We start from the raw sequence: 22,642 nt of genomic DNA, 5'->3' as shown, positions 1-22,642 counted from the left end.
ACTCTGATGCGATCGACAAATATAAAAAACGATTTATTAAAAGATATTAAAGTCGCTGTCGATAAAATAATAGCTACTGACACCCAAGCAATGAGTACGCTTAATCTTACCGCTGCATTACGCCATAAAATTTTAGATATATTAGTGTCTTATAGCAAAGATATCCCTCATCCCGCAAGCGGTATGGCTGAGCATAGCGGGCTTTCAAATACTTTAATACGCTGGCAAGTTTTGGCGTATGTTGCAAGTATTGATCTAACGATTGTCAAATGGTTTGAATCGCATTTAGACGCTTTAAGTATTTTGAATGAAATTGGGTATGGCAAGGTAGCCAAAGGTTTATGGGCCGTTTGGGCAGCAGAAGGCCATCCCGACCCTCTACGTTATGAGCAAGGAAAGGCCATTGGTCACAAAGCATGGTGTTCAGGAGCTGGCATGGTAGATTACGCCCTTGTTAATTATCGCAATAGCAATAATCAATCACAACTAATGATTATAGACATGCATCAGGCAGGTATTGAAATTAACAATAGTGAATGGCAGGCAGTAGGAATGCAAGCCACAGATACAGCTACTGTGAAATTTTGTGGCGTATCAGCGAGTTTGGTTGGAAAAGAGAATGCCTATCTAGATCGTGCGGGGTTTTGGCACGGGGCTGCAGGGGTTGCTGCGTGTTGGTATGGCGCATCAGCTTGCCTAGCAAGCTATTTGACCACTGCTTATCAGCAAAAACCGAATGACTACAAGGCCATGTATTTAGGTGAAATTGGTACTGCATTGGCAATTACTCAACAATATCTCTATTACGCCGCCGATCTGATAGACACAGAACCGTCACTTTGCCATGAGCTTGCTATACGTCAATTGAGAGCCCAAATTGAAAAAGTCGCTCGCCATACAGTAGAGATAGTGGGTCAAGCATTGGGAGCCGCACCATTTTGCCGTAATGCTCATTTTGCAAGACTATCAGCAGATCTTCCCGTGTTTATTCGACAAAGTCATGGTGCTTTCGACTTACAAAAAATTGGTGAGTTGACCAACCTTTTACACAGCAATTCAACTCATGGACAGGCAAACGTATGGCAGCTATAGAATTAGATAAGAACATACAGCTTATCTTTAAAGATAATAACGTTAAGTCTACTACCCTGCTTCGATATCCTCATCCAATCGTAGGAGACCGTATTATTGAAGGATCTGGTACTAGTCCAGACACATGGCAAAACTGGATGGGATTACGAAAACTGCCTCAATTAAATATTCAGACAAGCTTTAACTCCCATCAACGCGTCTGTATCTTTGCACCGCATCCTGATGATGAGATATTAGGCTGTGGTGGATTATTGCAGCAACTAGCAGATAACGGCAATCCCATAGTTCTCATCCACGTAACTAATGGTACCCAAAGTCATCCCGACTCGAAGATTTATTCTCCAGAACAGCTTAACACCCTCCGTCCAAAAGAAAGTGTTGAAGCTCTAAAAACGTTGGATGTGAGCCATCAGGTTACGACACTTGCTTTAGATTTAACAGATGGGGATGTATTCGCGCAACAAGCTCTCTTTCGTCAGAAATTAGTGACTATCCTCCAGCCTAACGATATTTTAGTCACCACCTTCGCACGAGACGGGCATCCTGACCACGAAGCCACAGGGCGCGTGGTCACCTCATTTGCCAAACAAAATCGCCTGCCCTGCTATCAAGTACTGATATGGGCATGGCATTGGGCAACGCCTGATGACAGTCGTATCCCTTGGCAATATGCCGTGAGAATGGATTTAACGCCTGAACATTTACAGAAAAAAATCGATGCTATCCATTGCTTCAAAAGCCAAACTACTGAAGATGTAAGTACAGGCAACTCGCCCATTCTAACTAAGCAAACGATTACTCGAATCAGCCAACCTTGGGAAGTTTATATATATGAACCATACCTCTAAAGAAAGCTTGGCTAATTCTAGTCAGTACAGCGCCTATTCGGATTCATATTTTGACGAATTATATAATGACAATACCGACCCATGGCAATATCAAACTCGTTGGTATGAAGAGCGAAAACGTAATACTTGCTTGGCGCTACTACCCCAACCACACTATGAACGTGCGATTGAATTGGGCTGCGGTAATGGCGTACTAAGTGAGTTATTGGCTCATCGTTGTCAGGATTTAATCAGTATCGATGGCAACCATCAAGCAGTGAAACTTGCTAAAGAGCGTTTAGCAGCACTACCTCATGCTAGAGTCATACAAGGTATTGTTCCCGATAAACTATTTTCTTTAAAAGAGTTATTGGAACAGAGGAAACCTCTATCAGAAAATACTTCGATCAATCAACCACCCTTTGATTTAATCGTTATTAGTGAGATTTTATACTATTTGTCATCCAGTGATATTGATGTGGTCATCAACTGGGCACTACACAATCTTGCCCTAAATGGTACTCTGCTGTGCTGCCACTGGCGCTATGCTATTGATGGTTTTGCAATGACAGGTGAAAGCGTACATCAGCGTTTACATCAGGTATTTACTAACAACAACAAAAATCAGCACTCATTTAACCACCAGAGCCAAATGATAGATAGCGATTTTTTACTAGATATTTGGCAACGTTCTTCCACGTCAGTTGCTATGCAAGAAAACTTAATATAGAAAACCAAAAATAATCTTAAATTATATCGGGATTGGTAGATATTATGAAAATTAGTATTGTGATTCCTGCTCATGATGAAGCAGAGACTATCGCCCAGTGCCTGGCGTCTATACAGATTGCAATCGAGCAGTTACCTTCAACTTTCACTGCTTCTGTACTGGTAGTACTAGATAGCTGTACTGATGACACATTGAAAATTGTCCAAGCGACAGGGTTTGATTACTTATGCTGTTATTATCAGTGCGTGGGACAAGTGAGAGATCTTGGCATTCGTCATGCAATTGCTCATGGGGCAACATGGCTTGCCTGTACCGATGCTGACTCAACAGTGCCTATGGATTGGTTAGTGCAGCAAATGGAACATCTTGACCAGCAGAGGGCCGATATGATTTGCGGCGTGGTGTCTATCAATAACTGGGGGCATTTGTCATCACAAACACAACAAGCTTATATTACGCATTATCAAGACAAGATGGGGCACCGACATATTCATGGGGCAAATCTGAGTTTCAGCAGTGACGCTTATTTAGCCACTGGTGGCTTTGCGCCTTTGACTTGTCATGAAGATGTGGACCTGGTCAATAGATTTAGAGCACGGCGCTATACGATTACTTGGAGCAATCGCGTCCGTGTATTGACCAGTAGTCGATTGCAAGCTCGAGCAAAAGAGGGTTTTGGTGCATTTTTAGCAAACCTTGAAAAAGTCAGCTGGTCATAGTCATATTAAACCTATTATGATTCAGAGCTACTAAAAACTGAAATTAAAAAATATCTCTTTCGGTTTCACTAGGTTTATCTACCCTCTCTATAACAGGTAACACCTTATAAGTACTACTGTTGCTTCTCTTTTCTATTGTCTTTCCCTTGTCATTATTCTCGACATGAATGAGATCAGAGGCAAATGCATACTCATTCGATATTTCTGTATTGTCACTATCGCTAAGCAAGATACTCTCCGTAGACTTGTCAAAGTTTAAGAGCAAAATATTATTTTTTTGAATATCATTTGTATGAAACATATCAAATAAAAAATATAAAAAAAATGGAATAAGAAAGAGTGCTATTAATAATCTTTTAGTCAGTGACTTAGAAGGTTGGTATTTCCATGAAAATAATGGCGCTAACAACATTAAGATGCAAACACCTAAAAGTAAAAAAACACACAAGTTTTTTATGTTTGAATCGAGTGCGCTTATCAACATAATAGACCAGTCCCAAATTTTTTAAAGTGAGGATCTAAAGTTCTGAATAGTAATCAAAAGCTACGATGCGTTATGTATCGTAGCTTTTTTCGTATCTCAAAATAAGACATCGCTACCTACGATAGCAAGCAGAAGATCCTGGGCTTTAATGCTGATCTTGATCTAAAAGACGCAGGCTCTAGCCTCTCCGTCAATGGTGGCAAAACCACACTCATAGGCGGAGCAATTACCAAGATTGACTATACGTTACAAACGGGATTCAATAACTATGTCAGCAAAGGCGGTATAGAAATGCAAGATATCGACACCAATATCAAATTATATAATCAAACTATCTACAAGAAGTTGAATGCTAGTGTTTAACGCATCATTAGCGAATTTCTTATTTCTTAAACTATGATTACAAATAGCTTCAGTTTGCGTAGAAAAGTCAGAGTAGTGCTGAGTGACTGCCCAAATATGGAAAATTAAATGGATCGCAGAAACGGACTTAATCTTATTGTCCGCAATCCACCCGTCAATCACTGCCACCTTTTCTCGCACCAAATATCTTAAAGGCCCCTTCAGCACCCCCATTAAGTGAGGCGCTCCTTGCATAATCTCTAATGCATATAGTCTCGATGCTGCAGGTGATTTCTTTGAAATCTTATATTTTTCTTCGATATAAGTTTTGAGCGCATTTCTTGGATCTTGGTTGACGTTAATATTGCTCAAAGGGGACAACCATTCACTCAGCACCGCTTCCAAAGCAGCAATATACAGAACCTCTTTACTGTCGAAGTAATAAAATATATTTGATTTAGAAATATCAGCCTCTTCCGCAATCCTCTCCATTCGTGCCCCATTTAGTCCTTCTTGTGAAAAGACGATCAATGCAGCTTTGATGATATGTGCTTTTTTCTTTAGTACTTTTGAACTCGTTTCTGCCTCTTCTCTTAGCACGCTGTCTTTCACTGTCATGTCCTTCATTATAAAGTCGTGTAAACCTAATTTTAGATGATCATTGATTCAATTTAAAAATGGTCAAGATAATTAATTACAAGCGCCATTTATTGACCAATATTGATCGCTCAGCAGCGATCAACACCTTATTGTCTATGGATTACTAATCGTAGCGACAATCCTCACCAGCGTCCTTTTTACCACTGATTTCACTCACTCTGTTCAGATTACCATCAAAATTCCTTACTCAAGTGTTTCTGCACTATTTTATAACAAACCGCACCGTTTTATAACAGTCCGCACTATTTTTATACATTTTTTTAAACCATATGGTCTAAAAAATTTAGGGTAAAAAAAATATAAGTTATTGATAAATATAAATAAAATTACATGGCATGAGTTTTGCTCTAATAAAAACATAAAAGAATTTTCATCTCTTTTATATTTTTCTTCTTTTTTCTCGAAATCTATAGGTGACCTCATGGAAATAGGAATTTTTTGTCCGATTGGTAACAATGGCTGGTTAATCTCAAAAAACGCGCCGCAGTACAAGCCAACATTTGAGCTTAATAAGCAAATTGTGCAACGTGCCGAGCATTACGGTTTTGATTTTGCGCTCTCAATGATTAAGCTGCGCGGTTTCGGCGGTGAGACTGAGTTCTGGGATTATAACCTTGAGAGCTTTACTTTAATGGCAGGACTCGCAGCAGTCACGTCCAAAATAAAAATATATGCCACGTCAGCAACGTTAGTGATGCCGCCCGCAATCGTAGCCAGAATGGCATCGACGCTTGATAGTATCTCGAACGGACGCTTTGGATTGAATGTCGTGACTGGCTGGCAAGAAGCAGAATACGGACAGATGGGCATGTGGCCAGGCGACGATTATTTTGGTAAGCGCTATGAGTATTTATCTGAATATGTCCAAATCCTAAGAGACCTTTGGGCGACAGGCCAATCTGATTTGAAGGGTGAGTTCTTTCAGATGAATGATTGTCAGGTGAAGCCTATTCCACAAGCGGATATGAAGATTATTTGTGCGGGTCAATCAGATACAGGTTTGGCGTTCTCTGCAAAATACGCTGACTATAACTTTGTCTTTGGTAAAGGGCTAAACACGCCAACTGCCTACGCTGGTATTAATGACCGCTTAAAAGTACATACAGATCAGACAGGCCGCAATGTTCCCACTTATGTCCTCTTTATGGTCATTGCAGATGAGACTGATGAAAAAGCGCAGGAAAAATGGCAATCATACAATGATGGTGCGGACTTTGAAGCCATTGATTGGTTGCAGTCGCAAGGTGGTAAGGACAAAACCTCAGGCAAAGATACCAATATTCGTCATATGGCCTCAAGCGTTTCACCAGTCAATATCAATATGGGTACGCTGGTCGGTTCCTTTGAAAATGTTGCCAGCATGTTAGACGAAATCGCTGAAGTACAAGGTACGGATGGCGTCTTATTGACCTTTGATGATTTCGTGCAAGGCGTAGAAGATTTTGGCAGCAAAATTCAACCTTTGATGAAAAGCCGTATCAATGTTGATACCCCAGTGGCCAGCCAAGCCATGAGCGAAGCCTAATAAAAGGAGCAGATATGAATTCGGTTAATACTATTTGTGCAGACTTTACCAAACAATCCTCTCCCGTTTTAGAGTCGTTGCCTGAACCTATCAAATTAGATCCATCGCAAACCGCATTGATCGTCGTGGATATGCAAAACGCGTATGCCAGTCAAGGTGGTTATCTGGATTTGGCTGGGTTTGATGTGACGTCAACCAAACCTGTTATTGATAAAATCAAGCAAGCCGTAGATATTGCACATCAATCTGGCATACAAGTCATCTATTTCAGAAATGGCTGGGACAACAAATATGTAGAGGCTGGTGGTAGCGGATCGCCTAATTATCACAAATCAAATGCCCTAAAAACCATGCGTAAAAACCCTGAACTTGAGGGAACTTTATTAGCAAAAGGGGGCTGGGATTATGAGTTGGTCGACGAGCTTACCCCTGCGCCGCAAGACATCGTTATAGACAAACCTCGATATAGCGGCTTTGCGAATACCAACTTCGATAGCGTATTGCGGTCACGAGGCATACGCAATCTACTGTTCACTGGTATCGCGACCAACGTCTGTGTTGAAACGACGCTTCGAGATGGGTTCTTCCTTGAGTATTTTGGAGTTTTGTTAGATGACGCGTGTTATCAAGCAGGACCAGTAGAAGCTCATGAGGCCACACTCTATAACGTAAAAACCTTTTTTGGTTGGGTGTCTGATGTTGCCAGCATGCAGCAGTGTTTTTTAGATACTTAATCTTTTCGATATCTGGCTTTTTAGGAGCCTAAACCAAGCGCTTCGTACTTAAATCAAATAGGAATGTAGATATGTCTAAACAAGTGATTATACCTGAAGGTACCAGCAAGCCATTGGCACCCTATGTCCCAGCAACTAAGGCCGATAACATCGTTTATGTATCAGGCACTTTGCCCTTTGATGAAAACAACAATGTCGTACATGTGGGTGATGCCGCCGCGCAAACTCGCCATGTATTAACAACGATTCAAAACGTTATTCAAACCGCTGGTGGCGATATGGATGATGTGACGTTTAATTCAATATTTGTCAAAGATTGGGCAGATTATGACGCGGTCAATCAAGTCTATGCAGAGTTTTTCCCCAATGAAAAACCAGCAAGATTTTGTATCCAATGTGGATTGGTAAAACCAGACGCTTTAGTTGAAATCGCGTCCATAGCACACGTTGGATAAGACAGCCTATTTAAAAACTGCAGTTAGTGAATTTAAAGTTACCTGACATTGAACCCCCTAGCATTGGACTGTAGTAAGGCGTTTTAGTTGACTACACATGTGGCGGAATATTGTTTAAAAGGAAATGACAGATGAATACAGTAATTAAAGAAAGCCAAGCAACGCAATCCTCATTAATGAAACATAAGTCTAAAGAATCATTCACTTCTACGGCAGGAAACTTGACCGACATACAGCAGTCTTTTAGAGATGCGATGAGTAAGTTAGCTGCTGCCGTGAACATTATTACCACTGAAGGTCCAGCAGGGCGGGCAGGGTTTACCGCCTCAGCGGTGTGCAGTGTCACTGACGAACCGCCAACCCTATTAGTGTGTTTAAACCGAAGCGCGTCTGTATACAAATTTTTCAAAGAAAATATGGTGCTATGCGTCAACACACTTGGTCTTGAACACCAAGATTTAAGCGGTGTGTTCGGCGGCAAAAAGGCATTAGAAGAAAGGTTTGAGCAAGGCAGCTGGTCTACGCTGTCAACAGGATCGCCTGTATTAGAGGATGCCAGTATCTCTTTTGATTGCAAGATTAAGCTTATTAGCTCGGTAGGAACTCACGATATTCTCATTTGTGAGGTATTGGATATCAAACACAAGCCTGATTGTGAAAGTCTCATCTATTTCAATCGAGGCTACCATCAATTGAGTAAGTGCACGAACTAAGTATCATCCCTCTACTTTTTAAGGATATTTAAAATGGATAAATGGTTTGTTAAATGGCGTCCCTACACTGGAAACCTAGAAACGACACCGGTAGGTATCAATGAGTATTTGCCGATGGGTAAGAGTGTGGTATTAGGCGCACAGCACTCATTCGCCATGTTCGGTGCGACAATCTTAGCTCCCTTGCTGATGGGCTTTGATCCTAGCTTAACGATGCTTATTACTGGTATAGGTACGATACTTTTCTTTCTTATCACGGGCGGTCACGTACCCAGTTATTTGGGCTCAAGCTTTGCATTTATCGGAGCGGTCGCAGCAGTAACAGGCTATAGCGGCACGGGTATCAATCCAAATATTGGTATTGCGCTGGGAGGTACCGTCGTCTGCGGGATTTTATACGCATTGATGGGTCTGCTAGTGATGAAAACAGGGACAGAGTGGATTGAGAATTTGATGCCACCTGTAGTTACTGGATCCATTGTGATGATTATCGGGTTGAACTTAGCGCCGGTCACCATACAAAGCGTCATCGGCAATAGCTTTGACTCGTGGATGGCATTAGTTACCGTATTATGTATTTGTTCAGTCGCCGTATTTACTAAAGGTATGGTCAGACGCTTGTTACTGTTAATAGGACTGGTCGCTGCATATTTGATTTATTTCCTATTAACGAATGTCTTAGGCATGGGCAAGCCTATTGATTTTAGCCCAATTGCAAATGCCGCGTGGTTCGGTATTCCAACCCTTTATTCTCCTGTCTTTGAGACCAGTGCCATATTAGTCATTGCCCCTGTTTTTATCATCTTGATCGCTGAGAACCTTGGACATTTTAAAGCAGTAGAAGCCATGACTGGCAAAAGCATCTCACCTTATATGGGTAGAGCATTCTTCGCTGACGGCCTTTGTACCACGCTTTCAGCCTCGGTAGGCGGTACTGGTATGACGACCTATGCAGAAAACATCGGCGTGATGGCCGCGACCAAAATTTACTCTACAGTCGTCTTTGTCATAGCAGGTGTCTTTGCAATCTTATTGGGCTTATCTCCTAAGTTTGGCACCTTGGTCAGCACCATCCCAGTACCTCTTTTGACCGGTGCCTCAATCGTTGTCTTCGGGTTAATCACGATCGCTGGTGCGCGTATCTGGATGAATGCAAAAATTGATTTCAGTAAGAATGGCAATATGTTAGTAGCCGCTGTTCCAGTAATCCTAGGTACTGGCAACTATTCACTAAACATTGCAGGCTTTGATTTAGGCGGTATTGGTACTGCTACTTTTTTAGCCATTCTTATGAACCTCGTTTTCAATTTTAAAAACAAACAAAAAGAGATGAGCGTGACCACTGAGAGAGAAATCGCTACATCAGAGCCGCTCTTAAAACTTAGTCCATAAATTTAAATCCCTACTTGATATTACCTTAAGGAACCGTGTCATGAATACAGAACCACGCAGCGTACAGCAATTAATCAATGGCGAATTTACCGAATCAAATACCACAGAGTGGATTGATATTACTAATCCAGCCACACAAGAAGTGATCGCCAAGGTACCACAATCAACACCTGAGGAAATCGAGCAAGCGATCAAAACGGCAACTGAGGCCTTTCAGAGTTGGCGTGTCACACCCATCAGCAAACGGGCCCGTGTTTTTCTAAAGTATCAACAACTGATACGTGAAAATATGGATGAGTTGGCAGCGCTACTGACTGAAGAACAAGGTAAGACACTGGCAGATGCTAGAGGTGATGTATTTAGAGGTCTTGAGGTCGTAGAGCACGCATCAGGTATCGGTAACTTGCAACAAGGTGGCTACATTGAAAACGTCGCCAGTAGTGTTGATATGTACACCGTTCAGCAGCCAATAGGTGTCTGTGCAGGTATTACTCCCTTTAACTTTCCTGCCATGATACCGCTATGGATGTTTCCAATGGCCATCGCCACAGGCAACACGTTCATCTTAAAGCCATCTGAACAAAATCCAATCGTTACCATGAGATTGGTCGAGTTGGCGCTTGAGGCAGGTATACCAAAAGGGGTGTTAAATGTGGTTCATGGTGGTAAAGATACAGTGGATGCGCTGTGCGATCACCCTGATATAAAAGCGATATCTTTTGTAGGTTCAACAGCAGTGGGTAAGCACGTATATGATCGAGCCGGTCAGGCTGGCAAACGTGTGCAATGTATGATGGGTGCAAAAAACCATGCCGTTATTATGCCTGACGCTAATAAAGAGCAGAGTTTAAACCAGTTAGCAGGCGCAGCATTTGGTGCAGCAGGGCAGCGATGCATGGCACTGTCTGTCGTGGTATTGGTTGGAGAGTCTAAACAGTGGGTCGATGAGATTGTAGAAAAATCAGCACAGCTGGTAGTGTCTGCTGGAAAGGATGATAAAGACTTAGGTCCGCTAATATCTAAGCAAGCCAAAGCCCGTGTCGAGCGCTTAATTCAAGCAGGGATAGACGAAGGGGCAACTATCAAACTAGATGGTCGTGGTTGTCAGGTAGAAGGTTATGAAGAAGGTAACTTTGTTGGACCAACTATTTTGGACAATGTAACCACTGATATGAGCTGCTATACCGAAGAGATTTTTGGCCCTGTATTATGCATTATGTATGCCGACACGCTTGAGGAAGCCATTAAGATTATCAATACCAATCCAAATGGTAATGGCACTGCAATTTTCACCCAGTCTGGCGCCCATGCACACAAGTTCCAACAAGATATCGATGTCGGACAAGTAGGTATCAACCTACCGATTCCAGTACCGCTACCGATGTTTTCGTTTACAGGGTCTAGAGCGAGTAAGCTCGGTGACTTAGGTCCTTATGGTAAGCAAGCGGTACAGTTTTATACGCAGACGAAAACGGTGATATCACGCTGGTTTGATGAGGATGCTAGTGAAGGCGTAAATACCACTATTTCTATGAAGTAGCTATGCAGCCGTATCAAAAGTAGGAGGTTATGTAGAGCATGTGATTAATTGACAATAGGCTCTACATAACAACATACAAAAGCAAATATAAGTACAAATGGTGGATTTTATGAATATCAATACAATACCAGAAATCATTGAAGATATTAAAGCTGGCAAGATGGTCATAATCATGGATGATGAGGATCGGGAAAATGAAGGTGACCTGATTATGGCAGCCACTTTAGCCAAGCCTGATGATATCAATTTTATGATTACACATGCCAAAGGCTTGGTTTGTTTGACCTTGACCTCCGAGCGTTGCAAAAAATTAAAACTACCTCTCATGTGCAAAGACAACCAAGCACCTTATAGTACAAATTTCACTGTTTCCATTGATGCGGCAAAAGGCGTAAGTACCGGAATATCAACGGCAGACAGAGCTCATACTATTAGAACTGCGGTGTCTCAAGACGTTACTTTTGATGATGTCGTAACCCCAGGTCATATTTTTCCATTAGTGGCTAAAGAAGGCGGTGTTTTAGAACGCGCCGGTCACACTGAGGCAGGTTGCGATTTAACGAGACTGGCTGGCTTGGAGCCTGCTGCGGTTATTGTAGAAATCATCAACCAAGATGGTGAAATGGCTCGGAGAAATGATCTGATGAAATTCTCCGATACTCACAACCTAAAGGTCGGCACCATAGACGCGTTAATTAAATATATTAAGTCTCAAGAAACTGTCGAAAATTTCGAAGAAACCGTAGCATATGACTATGATGAAAGCGATGAGCGTACTGTTGAATTGATTTAGTAGATTTAATTTAACTTGATTTTATAAGCTACTAGATATTTTTACCGCAATTTGAATTTTACTAAAATTGGATGAAACCCTATGTTAGTTGAAAAATATCCTTGTAAGAACGACACGTCAGAAACGGTCGTATTTAGTTCAGGTTTAGGCGGGCATGCTGATTTTTGGTCACCTCAAATTGAGAGTTTTACCGAGCATTACAATGTGATTTGCTATGAACAAGAGGGGGTATCACCTGATAGTGATCTCTTACCCGATGACTATTCTATGCAAGATTTAGCGGATCAATTAATTGAAATCTTAAAACAAGAAGGGCTTTCTAACTGTCATTTCGTCGGTCACGCACTTGGCGGATTTATCGGTATGGAAATCGCTTATAAAGCGCCAGAGTTGTTAAATAAACTGGTCATCTTAAATGGTTGGGAAAGCCTAGATCCTCACACTATTAAATGTTTTCGTATGCGAACCAGTTTACTACAAGATACAGGTGTAGAGGCATTTGTACGTGCTCAAGCGATATTTTTATACCCGCCTATATGGATCTCAGACAACATAGAGGCACTCACGCAAAAAGAAGATAAAGCTATTGCTAATTTTACTCCCATTGAAAACGTCTCAACGAGATTAAAAGCCTTGCAGTCTTATCAGCCCCTGATAAACGCTAAGCATATCAAAAATAAAACGTTAGTTTTAAGCAATCTTGATGATGTGTTGGTGCCCTGGCAACGCGGTCTGGCTTTGGCCAATAATATGCAAAATGCACAGTTTGAGTTAATGGTGACGGGTGGCCATGCCAGCACAATCACAGAGACCTGCCCAACCAATAGCAAAATTCTTCAATTCTTATCCAAAATTTAATATCAATAAGGAAATGTTATGACTAACTCCCTATCGTTATCTTCAGCAGATCTCGATCAGCTGTTTGGTAAAGCCAGATCCTTTAATGCTTGGCAAAAAAAAGACGTACCAGATGCACTACTTGAAGAGATCTATCACCTGGTCAAAATGGCGCCTACCTCGGCTAACTGTTCACCTGCACGGTTTGTATTTCTGAAGTCTGATGATGCTAAAGCGCGCTTAGAACCAGCACTATCTTCAGGTAATATCGAAAAAACAATGACAGCACCTATCACCGTTATTGTCGCTTATGATAATGAGTTTTATGAAGAGCTTCCTAAATTATTTCCACATACGGATGCCCGGTCATGGTTTAACTCTAGTCCTGAACTGATAAAAGAAACGGCGTTTAGAAACAGTTCTATGCAAGCGGCTTATCTAATCTTGGCTTGTAGAGCCTTGGGTTTAGACACCGGCCCTATGTCTGGATTTAATAATGAACTGGTAGATAAAATTTTTCTTAAAGACAGTAATTGGACTTCAAACCTGCTCATCAATATAGGTTATGGTCAAGAGGACCAGTTATACAGCCGTCTGCCAAGATTAGACTTTGATGAGGCTTGTCAGATCTTATAAGGACAAGTATTCATCTACTGTGTCATTTTATTTTAGGAGTAATGGACTGAATTAAGGCTATGTGGAGGGGTGGTTGTTTTTGGCTCCTTCACTTAATAACCAAGTAAATGATAAGAATTATTGACCCCTGCCGTCAAATAATTGCGCCTCAACATTCAGATCGAACCCTAGTGTTAGTAGCTTTCCTAATAAACGGCCTTGTAATATCCGCACACGACTGACGAGTGGCAATAGCTTCTTGTCCGACCATTGCCATTCAGTCCAATTTGAGTGCTCATGAATATAAGTAGTATGCTTCATACGTTCCCCAGAGATATGCAGAGATTAGAACAGTAACCTCCTTATGTTATGCAGAGAATAAGCAGTAGGAACAATACGTAGAAATTCAAAAACGACAATAGCTGACGTAATAAGAATAGATTCTCAACGAACAAACATAGTTTTTTTGTTCTGAGAAGGGCTTGAGTAGAGGTAAAAACACTATAAAAATACAGTGCCCAAATACGAGTTAAATTTTATTGCATTATAATTTACATTGTGATTATTCAATTGAATAATATTTACAGGCTAACAATATCAACGTGTGTAAGATATTGTCAGGATATGCACTTTGGTCGACCTACCTTGACATGGTAGAGGCTGAAATTGCAGCAGATGATGTCTATGCTGGTATCGGCTTGCAATATACAGGACCGCGTCCGACTGCACCTTTAATTAAACCAAAGCACACAGGGCAAATTCTGAATGAAGATGGCACTCAGCAATAATTTCACGTATTAAACCCAAATAAAAAAGAGGTCTGTGTAGATCTCTTTTTTTTTGGTAAGCATCTGCTGAACCCCACTTCTTTAGTGAGCAGATAATATTTATTATTCATTATTTAGGAATTATTAAATCCTATAAATATCATTTATTGGATTAATTTACTTTGGTATTGTGCATCTCATCCCCCAGTTAAGAATAAGGAACAACTATGAGTAAGATGATGAATGCGCTTATCCTAGAAAGTTTTGGTGATCATGAATTTAAACGTGTAGAACTCCCTATACCTCAACCAGAGGCTGGGCAAGTTCTAGTACGTATTCATGCGAGTGGTGTAAACCCTATTGATTATAAAATTCGTCTTGGTGAAGCACCATATGCTATGCCAGAGCTTCCTGCCGTGTTGGGAACGGATATGGCTGGGGTTGTAACTGCTGTTGGTGAAGGTGTCACTCACTTCAACGTCGGAGATGAAGTTTACGGTCTGATAGGTGGCGTTCGTGGTCTTCAAGGATCTTTAGCAGAATATGTTGCAGTAGATGCTGATCTGATCGCATTAAAGCCACGGAATATCTCTATGCGCGAGGCAGCAGTACTACCATTGACGTTCCTCACCGCTTGGGAAGGTTTAGTGGATAATGCGAAGGTCCAACCAGGGCAAACTGTACTGGTTCAAGGTGGTGCTGGTGGCGTTGGTTATATGGTGGTTCAGCTTGCAAAAGCACTTGATGCAAATGTTTGGGCGACTGGTCGTACAGCTGATCAATCACTGATTTCAGAACTCGGTGCAACACCTCTCGATTACACAACAGCATCTTCCGATGACATTATTGCTGCAAGCCCTGAGGGTCAAGGTTTTAACATTGTTTACGACACTGTGGGGGGTCCAGTACTCGAAGCGTCACTTTCCATGACGACTCACTATGGCCACATCACCAGCTGTGCTGCATTTGGCAATCATAACTTAGCGAATTCATCTCTACGGTGTGCCACAGTGTCTGGCGTATTCGTCCTAATGCCGACGTTAACAGGGAATCGCCGTTCTCATCATGGTGATATCCTTAAGACCGCGACTCGTCTCGTTGAGGAAGGTAAACTGCGTGCTATTGTTGATCCTCGTCATTTTACTCTAGACCAAGCGATTGAGGCTCATGATGCTGTTCAAGATCGCTCTGCCAATATTAAGGTAGTTATCGATGTCATTTAACGCACTTCAGGCCAAGACTTGGCGCTTCAATAGTATTGGAGATACAGATGTTCTGACATTAGAAACTCTTCCTGTTGCTTTACCAGCCGCAGGAGAAGTTCTAATCCAGATGAAAACGATCGGACTCAACCGAGCCGATGTAATGTTTCGGCGTGGTACTTATATTCAAAAGGCAGTATTCCCTTCTCGTCTGGGATATGAGGGAGCAGGCATAGTTCTTGCGGTAGGTGAAGGTGTACGCCAATTTTCTCCAGGAGATGCAGTATCGATTCTTCCGACTGACAATCTAGCCAAATATGGGACATATGCGGACAAGCTTCTGATTCCAGAAAATTTTTTAGTTCACAAACCCGACAGTTTAAGCTGGGAAGAAGCTTCTTCAATCTGGATGCAGTATTTGACGGCTTGGGGTGGTGTCATCCATGCTGGTGGATTATCGAAAGGAAAAACGATCTTGATCACAGCAGCTTCAAGTAGCGTAGGACTAGCTGCGATACAGATAGCTGAAGCAGCGGGTGCTAAGGTCATTGCAAGTACACAGACGATAGAGAAAAAGCAACGTTTACTGGATCTCGGTGTTAAAGATGTTATAGCCAGTGAAGATGAACCAGATTTGTATGAGGCGCTTGTTTTACGTTTGGGTGGAGAACATCTTGATGTCGCCTTCGATGCTGTAGGAGGGCCACATATTGAACAGATTGCAAAAGCGATGTCTGTGGGAGGAACTATGGTTATGCATGGTGCACTTAGCCCGGAGAACACACCATTTCCCCTTAAAATTGCATTACGCAAGAGCTTAACCATGCGAGGTTTTTTGTTCCTTGAGGTTCTCCATGACTCTGTTCTAAGGGAGCAAGCCAGACGATTTATTCTGAGCAGTATAGGTGCAGGATATCTTCGTCCAGTGATCGACCGTTGCTTTAACTTTGAGGACATGCATGACGCTCAGCGCTATCTTGAATCAAATCAGCAAATAGGAAAAATTGTAGTTACTCTAGGGCGTGTTGAACATTCGCAAATAGGCACTGCTGATCGCTAAAATTGTTCCAGACAAGGCACAAAGCGACGATAATGCAGATGCCTTAGCGAGATTTGTAACGCAGTATGGGGCAATTTTAGCATCAGCCCCAACGATAAAAGCAGGGGACAGGACTCTTTTTTGCCGCTTCATCGTTAAAAATAAGCGCTTAGAATGACTAAACTTATTATTTTTAACATCGAATCGCCTAAAAAATAGTCGCTGTCAGTGCCATGGTCGAATGTTCTACACGCCCTAGATACATGATGGTCTTATCTAATTTAGGTTTCTATACGGCCCAGCACTTCCACTAAGTAATCAAACAATGCTCGGATTCGCAAAGGTGTCGGGCCCCGCTGTGGACGATATAAATACAGGCGCCAAACGGGAGAGGTTTCCTCATGAAGTATATGAATGAGCTTACCACTCCTAAGCCACGGCAAAACTAGAAATCCAGGCATGTGTCCAAATCCAACTCCAGCGAGAATAGCTTGAAATTCAGCTTCTAGATCATCTGTAATAAAACGGGGCTTTGATGGCGTAAAGCTTCGACTTTCGGTGAATGTCCATGGCCAGTAACGCCCTGTTTTATGATCGAATAGTGCTGTTAGAGGGTATTTATCAAGGTCAATAATTTTTTTGGGCATTCCAACCTTATCAATTAACTCTGGCGTACCCACAGAATAAAATTTCACTTTAGCCAATTCCCTTGCCACATATCGATTGTCCGGCAAAAATCCAAATCTGATCCCGATATCTATCCGCTCATCGATCACATCCGAGTGTGAATCTGTTAGCACACAATCCACGACAATATCTGGATAACGTATGGCAAATTCTGCTAGTGCAGGTACTACCACTTTACGCCCTAACACAGACGACACAGTAAGACGGACAGTCCCACGCATTTCATCTCGTTTTTCCTTGGTGTCTTTTACAAGCAAAGCATCGATCGATTCCACCGCAAGACGTGCTTGCTTTGCCAGACGCTCACCATCAGCAGTAATTTTAATTTGTCGAGTACTCCTGTAGAACAGAATCTCTCCGCGCTGCTCTTCTAGCTCTTTTATTGCCCGTGTCACTACCTGTGGGGAAATACCCAGCTGAGTTGCTGCCTCTTTAAAATTTCGAGACTCTGCTGCGACACAAAAGATACGCATCATTTCCAATTTGTTCTGCATGTCCAATCCTGTGTTATAGTAATTATTCCGTAAATAGGAATTCTGAAAGATAATATTATTCATTTATTATACCTAACAAGGCTGTAATACTTAACCCTCAAATATGATTGACAAATAGGTTGAAGGTTACTTGTATGAATAATATAGAAAATAAAGTTATTGTTATCACTGGTGCAAGTAGTGGTTTAGGTGAAGCTACTGCTCGCTTACTTGCTAAAAAAGGTGCAAAGGTTGTAATTGGTGCTAGACGTACTGAAAAATTAGAGGCTATTGTTCACGACATTCGTGCTGAAGGTGGTCAAGCTGAATTTATTGGTGTGGATGTAACCAAACCACATGAAGTGCAAGCACTTATTGAAAAGGCATTAAGCGCATTTGGTCAAATCGATGTATTGGTAAACAATGCTGGATTAATGTCTATTGCACCATTAAGTGAGCTAAAAGTTGATGAATGGGATCGTATGATCGACATTAATATTAAAGGTGTTCTTTATGGAATAGCAGCTACCCTACCTGTTTTCCAAAAACAAAACTTTGGACACTTTATTAATCTCTCATCTGTTGCAGGGGTAAAAGTATTTAGTCCAGGAGGTACGGTTTATAGCGGTACTAAGTTTGCTGTAAGAGCCATCTCTGAAGGCCTTCGTCATGAAGTTGGGGAAACAATTAGAACGACTACTATTGAGCCTGGTGCAATTGAGTCAGAACTAAAATTCGGTTCTTCTCATAAAGAGAGTTCAGAGTTTGTTACTGATTTCTACAAACAAGCCATACCAGCTGACTCAGTCGCTCGAGCAATTGCTTATGCAATTGAACAGCCTGCGGATGTAGATATTAATGAAATTGTTTTGCGCCCAACGAGCCAAGAGTTTTAATTATTGAGTAACATAAAATGGGAGCACTTCGCTCCCATTTTTACTAGGGCGTGTTGAACATTCGCAAATAGGCACTGCTGATCGCTAAAATTGTTCCAGACAAGGCACAAAGCGACGATAATGCAGATGCCTTAGCGAGATTTGTAACGCAGTATGGGGCAATTTTAGCATCAGCCCCAACGATAAAAGCAGGGGACAGGACTCTTTTTTGCCGCTTCATCGTTAAAAATAAGCGCTTAGAATGACTAAACTTATTATTTTTAACATCGAATCGCCTAAAAAATAGTCGCTGTCAGTGCCATGGTCGAATGTTCAACACGCCCTATATTTTTTTAAAGTTGAGGACAAATCTATGAAAGCCGTATCGTATGTTATAGACAACCATGATGATTTTAAAAATTCATTGGTAGATATTGAAAAAGCGAAGCCTACGCTTAAAGAGCGTGATGTACTGGTAAAAGTTCAGACAATCTCTGTGAATCCAGTTGATACCAAAGTGAGAAAAAATTCGTCTGAAGCAGACGATCGTATTTTAGGTTGGGATGCCGTTGGGGAAATTATTGAAGTTGGCTCAAAAGTTACCTCGTTTAAAGTAGGAGATTCTGTTTGGTATGCTGGCGATTTAACCCGAGATGGTAGTAATGCTGAGTTTCAAGCAGTCGATGAACGAATTATCAGTCTTAAACCAATTACAGTATCTAATGCAGAAGCAGCAGCATTGCCATTAACTGCAATAACGGCATGGGAAATGCTGTTTGATCGGCTTCAAATTTCAGAAACAGAAGTTGGCAGTATTCTAATTATTGGTGGTGCAGGCGGTGTAGGATCAATCGCTATTCAACTCCTAAAAGCAAAAACAAATCTGACCGTTATAGCAACAGCTTCACGTGAAGAAACGAAATCATGGGTGGAATCACTTGGTGCCGACCATGTCATTGATCATAGCAAAGATTTAAATGCACAAATCGAGACACTAGGCATTGAAAAACCAAAATACGTATTCTCTACCAATCATACAGAAACCTATATCAAGCAAATAGTTTCTCTGATTGCACCACAAGGCAAGCTTGGATTGATCGATGATCCACAAACATTTGATATTATGCCGTTTAAGACTAAATCTATTTCTATCCATTGGGAATTGATGTTCACCCGTTCAATGTATGAAACCGATGATATTGAAAAGCAAGGTGATCTGTTGCAACAGGTTGCCAAATTAGTTGACCAGCAAAAAATTAGAAGTACCCTCAACCAAAATCTAGGCAAAATTAACGCTGCAAACTTGGAGAAGGCGCATAAGTTGCTTGAATCAGGTAAGTCAAAAGGCAAAATTGTACTAGAAAACTTCTAGGGCGTGTCCCTAATTCAAGCGTTTATGACTAAATGGGCTAAAAATGGCTAAATCTTTGGCAAACGGTGTCAAATAGCTGACCAATATCTTGATATTACCTGCGTTATTTTCCTTGTTTGCCTGCGATTTATCTCATTTTTATCACCATTTTTAAAATAGGGACAAACCCTAAAACAAATTCAAGGTGAAATAATGACTATTTCAATAATTGCGAACTTTAAGGCAAAATCAGATCAAAAAGAGACGTTAGAAGCGCTTTTAAAAAGTGTAATAGAGCCTACGCTTCAAGAAGAAGGGTGCTTGAAATATGAGCTTTATATTAGCGAAAATGACTCGAGTGAATATTTCTTTTTAGAAGAATGGCGTAGCAGGGAGGATTTAGATATCCATATGGCCTCTGATTATATTCAAAGTTTATTTGGTAATATCCAATCGCTCATTGAATCAAGTGATATTGTAGAAATCAAAAAAATATAGCTGTATTCGGATATTATGATGAAGTATTCTTCAAATTAACATAGAGACTTAGCAAGCTAACATAAAAATGGGAGCTATAAGCTCCTATTTTTTGAGTGAAACGCCCCGACTATATCGGAGAGTGGATTGCCTGAGTCAGTCAGCTTTGTCTGACTCACTAAGACTATCATAGTATCGTCTCTCAAACTAAAAAGGCGACACATAACCAATTTTACTATGCAAACGGGTTTTGTTAAACCAATCGACCCATTCAAGGGTTGCCAGTTCAACACCGTTCCCACCAGTCTAGCTCTCTTTTAAATAATGTATTACCTCAGACTTATAAAGCCCATTGACTGTTTCAGCCAATGCGTTGTCATAAGAGTCGCCTTTGGTACCAACAGAGGCAATGACGCCAGAATCCGTCATCCTAGAAGTATAGCGAATGGATAAGTACTGAGTCCCGCGATCACTATGATGAATGATATCTTTGGGATGGTTTCTATCTGCTATTGCTTGGTTCAATGCCGCCATTACCATATCAGTATTCATACGATTAGAGACTTTCCAGCCCACAATAGCGCGGGCAAACACATCAATGATAAAAGCGGTATAGACCCAGCCGCACGTTGTTTTGATATAAGTAAAGTCAGCAACCCACAACTAGTTAAGACGATAAGTGCTAAAGTTGCGATTGACTAAGTCATCAGCGCGTTTTTGGTCGTCACGGCTGTTGGTGGTAATCTTGCCTTTGCCACGCCAGATGCCTTGTAGGCCATACTGCTTCATTAATCGCTCTACGGTACACCGAGCAACCTTTAACTCGTCAGCTTTCATCTGCTGCCAGACTTTACACGCACCGTAACGGCATTTGCTGTCCTGCCAAATACGTTTAGTCTCATTAAAGTAGAAATCGTCATGCTGACTACGCTGTGAACGTTTTTCAGGCGTTTCTCCTAGCTCTTTAGCCCGCTGATAGATAGGTTTGTCTGCGTCCACCGATACTACTGCTGACATATAAAAGGGAAACCAGCTCGATGCTGGCATAACGGACAAGCCATGCTGCGCCAATAGGATCTGAGATGGGGGTATTCATTATGAGTGGCTCAATCGATTATAGATAAGCTATTTTGCGTAAAAACAATTATGAATGCAATATAATGATTATTATCACGCCTTATTGCATTAAAACGATTTTTATATGACGTTGTGATGCCTTTAGATAAAGCCCAAAGGTCACGTTGAGTCGATATTTAAAACACCTCAGCTATTAACCTGCTTTAAGACACGATAAACGGTAGCTACGCCAACACCAACCGCCTTAGCGATCTCTTCTTTTGTCATATTGTTTTGACTGGCCAATGCTTTAATACGATTGTGTTTTGCGGTATTGGCTTTCTTACCAGTGGGTTTATAGCCACTGTTGGCCAATCCTTGTTTAATGCGCTCTCTACGCTTGTCATTATCAAGCTTTGCCATGGTCGCTAATAAATCGATCAGCATATCGTTAATCACTTTTAGGATCTCACCTGTCATACCGTCACTCATCGTATGAGTGGTTGGTAGATCAGCCACCACCAATCGTAAGCCTTTATCTTTAATACGCTGCTTTAGAATCGCAAAATCATCTTGAGATAGCCTGCTTAACCTATCCACGCTTTCAACCAATAAAATATCGCCTTGCTCGGCGTCCTTTAGCAATTTAGCTAATACTGGTCTATCAAGCTTTGTACCACTGAAGTGCTCAACGTAATCAACATAGCTATCACCATAGCGGCTACTGAAGGCAACCAAATCTATTAATGCTCTAGTAGCGTCTTGGTCCTTAGTGCTGACTCTCACATAAATACGAACGGACATAATGCCCCTCTATTACTTAGACTTAATAATTGATGTTCATTGATAATAGCAAGATATTACTATCATTTAAGATCAAAAAAAGTCAAATGATAGCTAGGTTATCGTTTAGAGGTTTTATGTTTTGGGTATAGTGCAATGGGAAGATAGAACTAAGACAATTAAAGAGCTGATTAAAGAACTCCAAAGTTTTGGGGATCAAAACTTGATTGTTATGATAACTAATGATGAAGGTGAAACATTTAACTCGGTAAAGTTGGTTAGCAAAGGGTTTGTAGCTAATAAAAATGATCCTGATAAATATAAGAAAGTTTATTTTGCTTTACACTTCTAAGCTTTAAGACCATCTAAGACAGTTAGTTAGTTTTTTTAATCCCTAAACCCATGAAAATCGGTTGGGGGATGATTTTTTTGCCGTGTGCAGAGAAAAGCAAGTCAAAGATTTTTTTACTAGCT

At 41.2% G+C, this 22,642-nt stretch carries 25 protein-coding genes and 2 pseudogenes; 20 read left to right on the top strand and 7 right to left on the bottom strand.

The features are described from left to right. Window positions 1-6 precede the first annotated feature (6 nt). The 4 genes from BLR43_RS02805 to BLR43_RS02790 are packed head-to-tail and all read left to right on the top strand — an operon-like array spanning window position 7 to window position 3,368. The gene (locus tag BLR43_RS02805) at window positions 7-1,092 is read left to right on the top strand and encodes an acyl-CoA dehydrogenase family protein (RefSeq protein WP_201587513.1); all 1,086 of its coding nucleotides are present in this window, start codon (window positions 7-9) and stop codon (window positions 1,090-1,092) included. Continuing rightward, window positions 1,080-1,940, top strand: coding sequence for a PIG-L deacetylase family protein (locus BLR43_RS02800; protein ID WP_093068633.1), 861 nt, complete (start codon window positions 1,080-1,082; stop codon window positions 1,938-1,940). Before BLR43_RS02805 ends, BLR43_RS02800 begins: the two co-directional genes overlap by 13 nt. Then, window positions 1,924-2,649 (top strand): class I SAM-dependent DNA methyltransferase, encoded by a 726-nt coding sequence (locus tag BLR43_RS02795; RefSeq protein WP_093068631.1) that lies wholly within the window; start codon window positions 1,924-1,926, stop codon window positions 2,647-2,649. The genes BLR43_RS02800 and BLR43_RS02795 overlap by 17 nt, the downstream gene beginning before the upstream one ends. Before the next feature lie 44 nt (window positions 2,650-2,693). Continuing rightward, a complete protein-coding gene (locus BLR43_RS02790; RefSeq protein WP_093068628.1) occupies window positions 2,694-3,368 on the top strand; it encodes a glycosyltransferase family 2 protein in 675 nt (224 codons plus the stop codon). A gap of 43 nt (window positions 3,369-3,411) precedes the next feature. On the opposite strand, the gene BLR43_RS02785 is transcribed toward BLR43_RS02790, so the two are convergent. Both BLR43_RS02785 and BLR43_RS02780 read right to left on the bottom strand, forming a co-directional pair. Next, window positions 3,412-3,852 (bottom strand): hypothetical protein, encoded by a 441-nt coding sequence (locus BLR43_RS02785; RefSeq protein ID WP_143007407.1) that lies wholly within the window; start codon window positions 3,850-3,852, stop codon window positions 3,412-3,414. A 318-nt stretch (window positions 3,853-4,170) separates the two neighbouring features. Next, a complete protein-coding gene (locus tag BLR43_RS02780) occupies window positions 4,171-4,806 on the bottom strand; it encodes a TetR family transcriptional regulator C-terminal domain-containing protein (RefSeq protein WP_227674147.1) in 636 nt (211 codons plus the stop codon). Window positions 4,807-5,275: 469 nt separating this feature from the next. Here BLR43_RS02780 and rutA point away from each other — a divergent pair, with 469 nt between their 5' ends. The 9 genes and pseudogenes from rutA to BLR43_RS02735 all read left to right on the top strand — a co-directional run bounded on the left by rutA (window position 5,276) and on the right by BLR43_RS02735 (window position 13,479). Further along, window positions 5,276-6,379 (top strand): pyrimidine utilization protein A, encoded by a 1,104-nt coding sequence (gene rutA / locus BLR43_RS02775; protein ID WP_093068623.1) that lies wholly within the window; start codon window positions 5,276-5,278, stop codon window positions 6,377-6,379. A gap of 14 nt (window positions 6,380-6,393) precedes the next feature. Next, entirely contained in the window at window positions 6,394-7,113 is a 720-nt protein-coding gene (gene rutB / locus BLR43_RS02770) for a pyrimidine utilization protein B (RefSeq protein ID WP_093068621.1), read from the top strand. 71 nt (window positions 7,114-7,184) lie between these two features. Beyond that, entirely contained in the window at window positions 7,185-7,568 is a 384-nt protein-coding gene (gene rutC / locus BLR43_RS02765) for a pyrimidine utilization protein C (RefSeq protein ID WP_093068619.1), read from the top strand. Window positions 7,569-7,699: 131 nt separating this feature from the next. Further along, entirely contained in the window at window positions 7,700-8,281 is a 582-nt protein-coding gene (gene rutF / locus BLR43_RS02760) for an NADH-dependent FMN reductase RutF (protein WP_093068616.1), read from the top strand. 33 nt (window positions 8,282-8,314) lie between these two features. After that, on the top strand, window positions 8,315-9,673 hold the full coding sequence (locus BLR43_RS02755) for a solute carrier family 23 protein (protein WP_093068614.1): 1,359 nt from the start codon (window positions 8,315-8,317) through the stop codon (window positions 9,671-9,673). A 40-nt stretch (window positions 9,674-9,713) separates the two neighbouring features. Beyond that, window positions 9,714-11,213, top strand: a complete 1,500-nt coding sequence (locus tag BLR43_RS02750; RefSeq protein WP_093068611.1) for a CoA-acylating methylmalonate-semialdehyde dehydrogenase — start codon at window positions 9,714-9,716, stop codon at window positions 11,211-11,213. A gap of 109 nt (window positions 11,214-11,322) precedes the next feature. After that, window positions 11,323-11,970, top strand: a pseudogene (gene ribB / locus BLR43_RS02745) (3,4-dihydroxy-2-butanone-4-phosphate synthase); the annotation flags it as partial. A 117-nt stretch (window positions 11,971-12,087) separates the two neighbouring features. Continuing rightward, entirely contained in the window at window positions 12,088-12,864 is a 777-nt protein-coding gene (gene rutD / locus BLR43_RS02740; protein ID WP_093068606.1) for a pyrimidine utilization protein D, read from the top strand. An 18-nt stretch (window positions 12,865-12,882) separates the two neighbouring features. After that, window positions 12,883-13,479 (top strand): malonic semialdehyde reductase, encoded by a 597-nt coding sequence (locus BLR43_RS02735; RefSeq protein ID WP_093068603.1) that lies wholly within the window; start codon window positions 12,883-12,885, stop codon window positions 13,477-13,479. Between the two features lie 117 nt (window positions 13,480-13,596). Here the strand turns inward: BLR43_RS02735 and BLR43_RS02730 are convergent, their stop codons facing one another. Next, window positions 13,597-13,779, bottom strand: a complete 183-nt coding sequence (locus tag BLR43_RS02730; RefSeq protein ID WP_223333121.1) for a DUF4172 domain-containing protein — start codon at window positions 13,777-13,779, stop codon at window positions 13,597-13,599. Between the two features lie 329 nt (window positions 13,780-14,108). On the opposite strand from BLR43_RS02730, the gene BLR43_RS13560 reads away from it, so the two are divergent. The 3 genes from BLR43_RS13560 (at window position 14,109) to BLR43_RS02720 (ending at window position 16,487) form a co-directional block, all read left to right on the top strand. Beyond that, window positions 14,109-14,246 carry a hypothetical protein gene (locus BLR43_RS13560; RefSeq protein ID WP_167669373.1) on the top strand — a complete coding sequence of 46 codons (138 nt, stop codon included), beginning with the start codon at window positions 14,109-14,111 and terminating at the stop codon, window positions 14,244-14,246. A gap of 206 nt (window positions 14,247-14,452) precedes the next feature. Beyond that, window positions 14,453-15,448 carry a zinc-dependent alcohol dehydrogenase family protein gene (locus tag BLR43_RS02725; RefSeq protein WP_093068600.1) on the top strand — a complete coding sequence of 332 codons (996 nt, stop codon included), beginning with the start codon at window positions 14,453-14,455 and terminating at the stop codon, window positions 15,446-15,448. Then, window positions 15,438-16,487, top strand: coding sequence for a zinc-dependent alcohol dehydrogenase family protein (locus BLR43_RS02720; RefSeq protein ID WP_093068597.1), 1,050 nt, complete (start codon window positions 15,438-15,440; stop codon window positions 16,485-16,487). Before BLR43_RS02725 ends, BLR43_RS02720 begins: the two co-directional genes overlap by 11 nt. A gap of 260 nt (window positions 16,488-16,747) precedes the next feature. On the opposite strand, the gene BLR43_RS02715 is transcribed toward BLR43_RS02720, so the two are convergent. Next, entirely contained in the window at window positions 16,748-17,647 is a 900-nt protein-coding gene (locus tag BLR43_RS02715) for a LysR family transcriptional regulator (protein WP_025651770.1), read from the bottom strand. A gap of 134 nt (window positions 17,648-17,781) precedes the next feature. Here BLR43_RS02715 and BLR43_RS02710 point away from each other — a divergent pair, with 134 nt between their 5' ends. The 3 genes from BLR43_RS02710 (at window position 17,782) to BLR43_RS02700 (ending at window position 20,350) form a co-directional block, all read left to right on the top strand. Then, complete coding sequence (locus BLR43_RS02710) at window positions 17,782-18,522, top strand: SDR family oxidoreductase (RefSeq protein ID WP_093068595.1); 741 nt, start codon at window positions 17,782-17,784, stop codon at window positions 18,520-18,522. A gap of 352 nt (window positions 18,523-18,874) precedes the next feature. After that, window positions 18,875-19,873: a zinc-binding alcohol dehydrogenase family protein gene (locus BLR43_RS02705; RefSeq protein ID WP_093068592.1), complete on the top strand. Its 999-nt coding sequence runs from the start codon at window positions 18,875-18,877 to the stop codon at window positions 19,871-19,873. 192 nt (window positions 19,874-20,065) lie between these two features. Continuing rightward, a complete protein-coding gene (locus BLR43_RS02700; RefSeq protein ID WP_093068590.1) occupies window positions 20,066-20,350 on the top strand; it encodes a putative quinol monooxygenase in 285 nt (94 codons plus the stop codon). A 186-nt stretch (window positions 20,351-20,536) separates the two neighbouring features. Here BLR43_RS02700 and BLR43_RS13800 read toward each other — a convergent pair. The 3 genes and pseudogenes from BLR43_RS13800 to BLR43_RS02685 all read right to left on the bottom strand — a co-directional run. After that, a pseudogene (locus BLR43_RS13800) lies at window positions 20,537-21,307 on the bottom strand (IS3 family transposase); the annotation flags it as partial. Next, entirely contained in the window at window positions 21,294-21,425 is a 132-nt protein-coding gene (locus tag BLR43_RS13905; protein ID WP_265088259.1) for a hypothetical protein, read from the bottom strand. The pseudogene BLR43_RS13800 and the gene BLR43_RS13905, both read right to left, overlap by 14 nt. 167 nt (window positions 21,426-21,592) lie before the next feature. Continuing rightward, on the bottom strand, window positions 21,593-22,189 hold the full coding sequence (locus BLR43_RS02685) for a recombinase family protein (protein WP_093068583.1): 597 nt from the start codon (window positions 22,187-22,189) through the stop codon (window positions 21,593-21,595). A gap of 130 nt (window positions 22,190-22,319) precedes the next feature. Here BLR43_RS02685 and BLR43_RS02680 point away from each other — a divergent pair, with 130 nt between their 5' ends. Continuing rightward, window positions 22,320-22,520, top strand: a complete 201-nt coding sequence (locus tag BLR43_RS02680; protein ID WP_093068807.1) for a hypothetical protein — start codon at window positions 22,320-22,322, stop codon at window positions 22,518-22,520. Window positions 22,521-22,642 lie beyond the last annotated feature (122 nt).

Origin of the sequence: Psychrobacter pacificensis, assembly GCF_900101915.1 — a bacterium.
GTDB classification, from domain to species: domain Bacteria; phylum Pseudomonadota; class Gammaproteobacteria; order Pseudomonadales; family Moraxellaceae; genus Psychrobacter; species Psychrobacter pacificensis.
The sequence above is the reverse complement of the archived record's forward strand: the minus strand, read 5'-3'. Positions and strand labels throughout refer to the sequence as shown.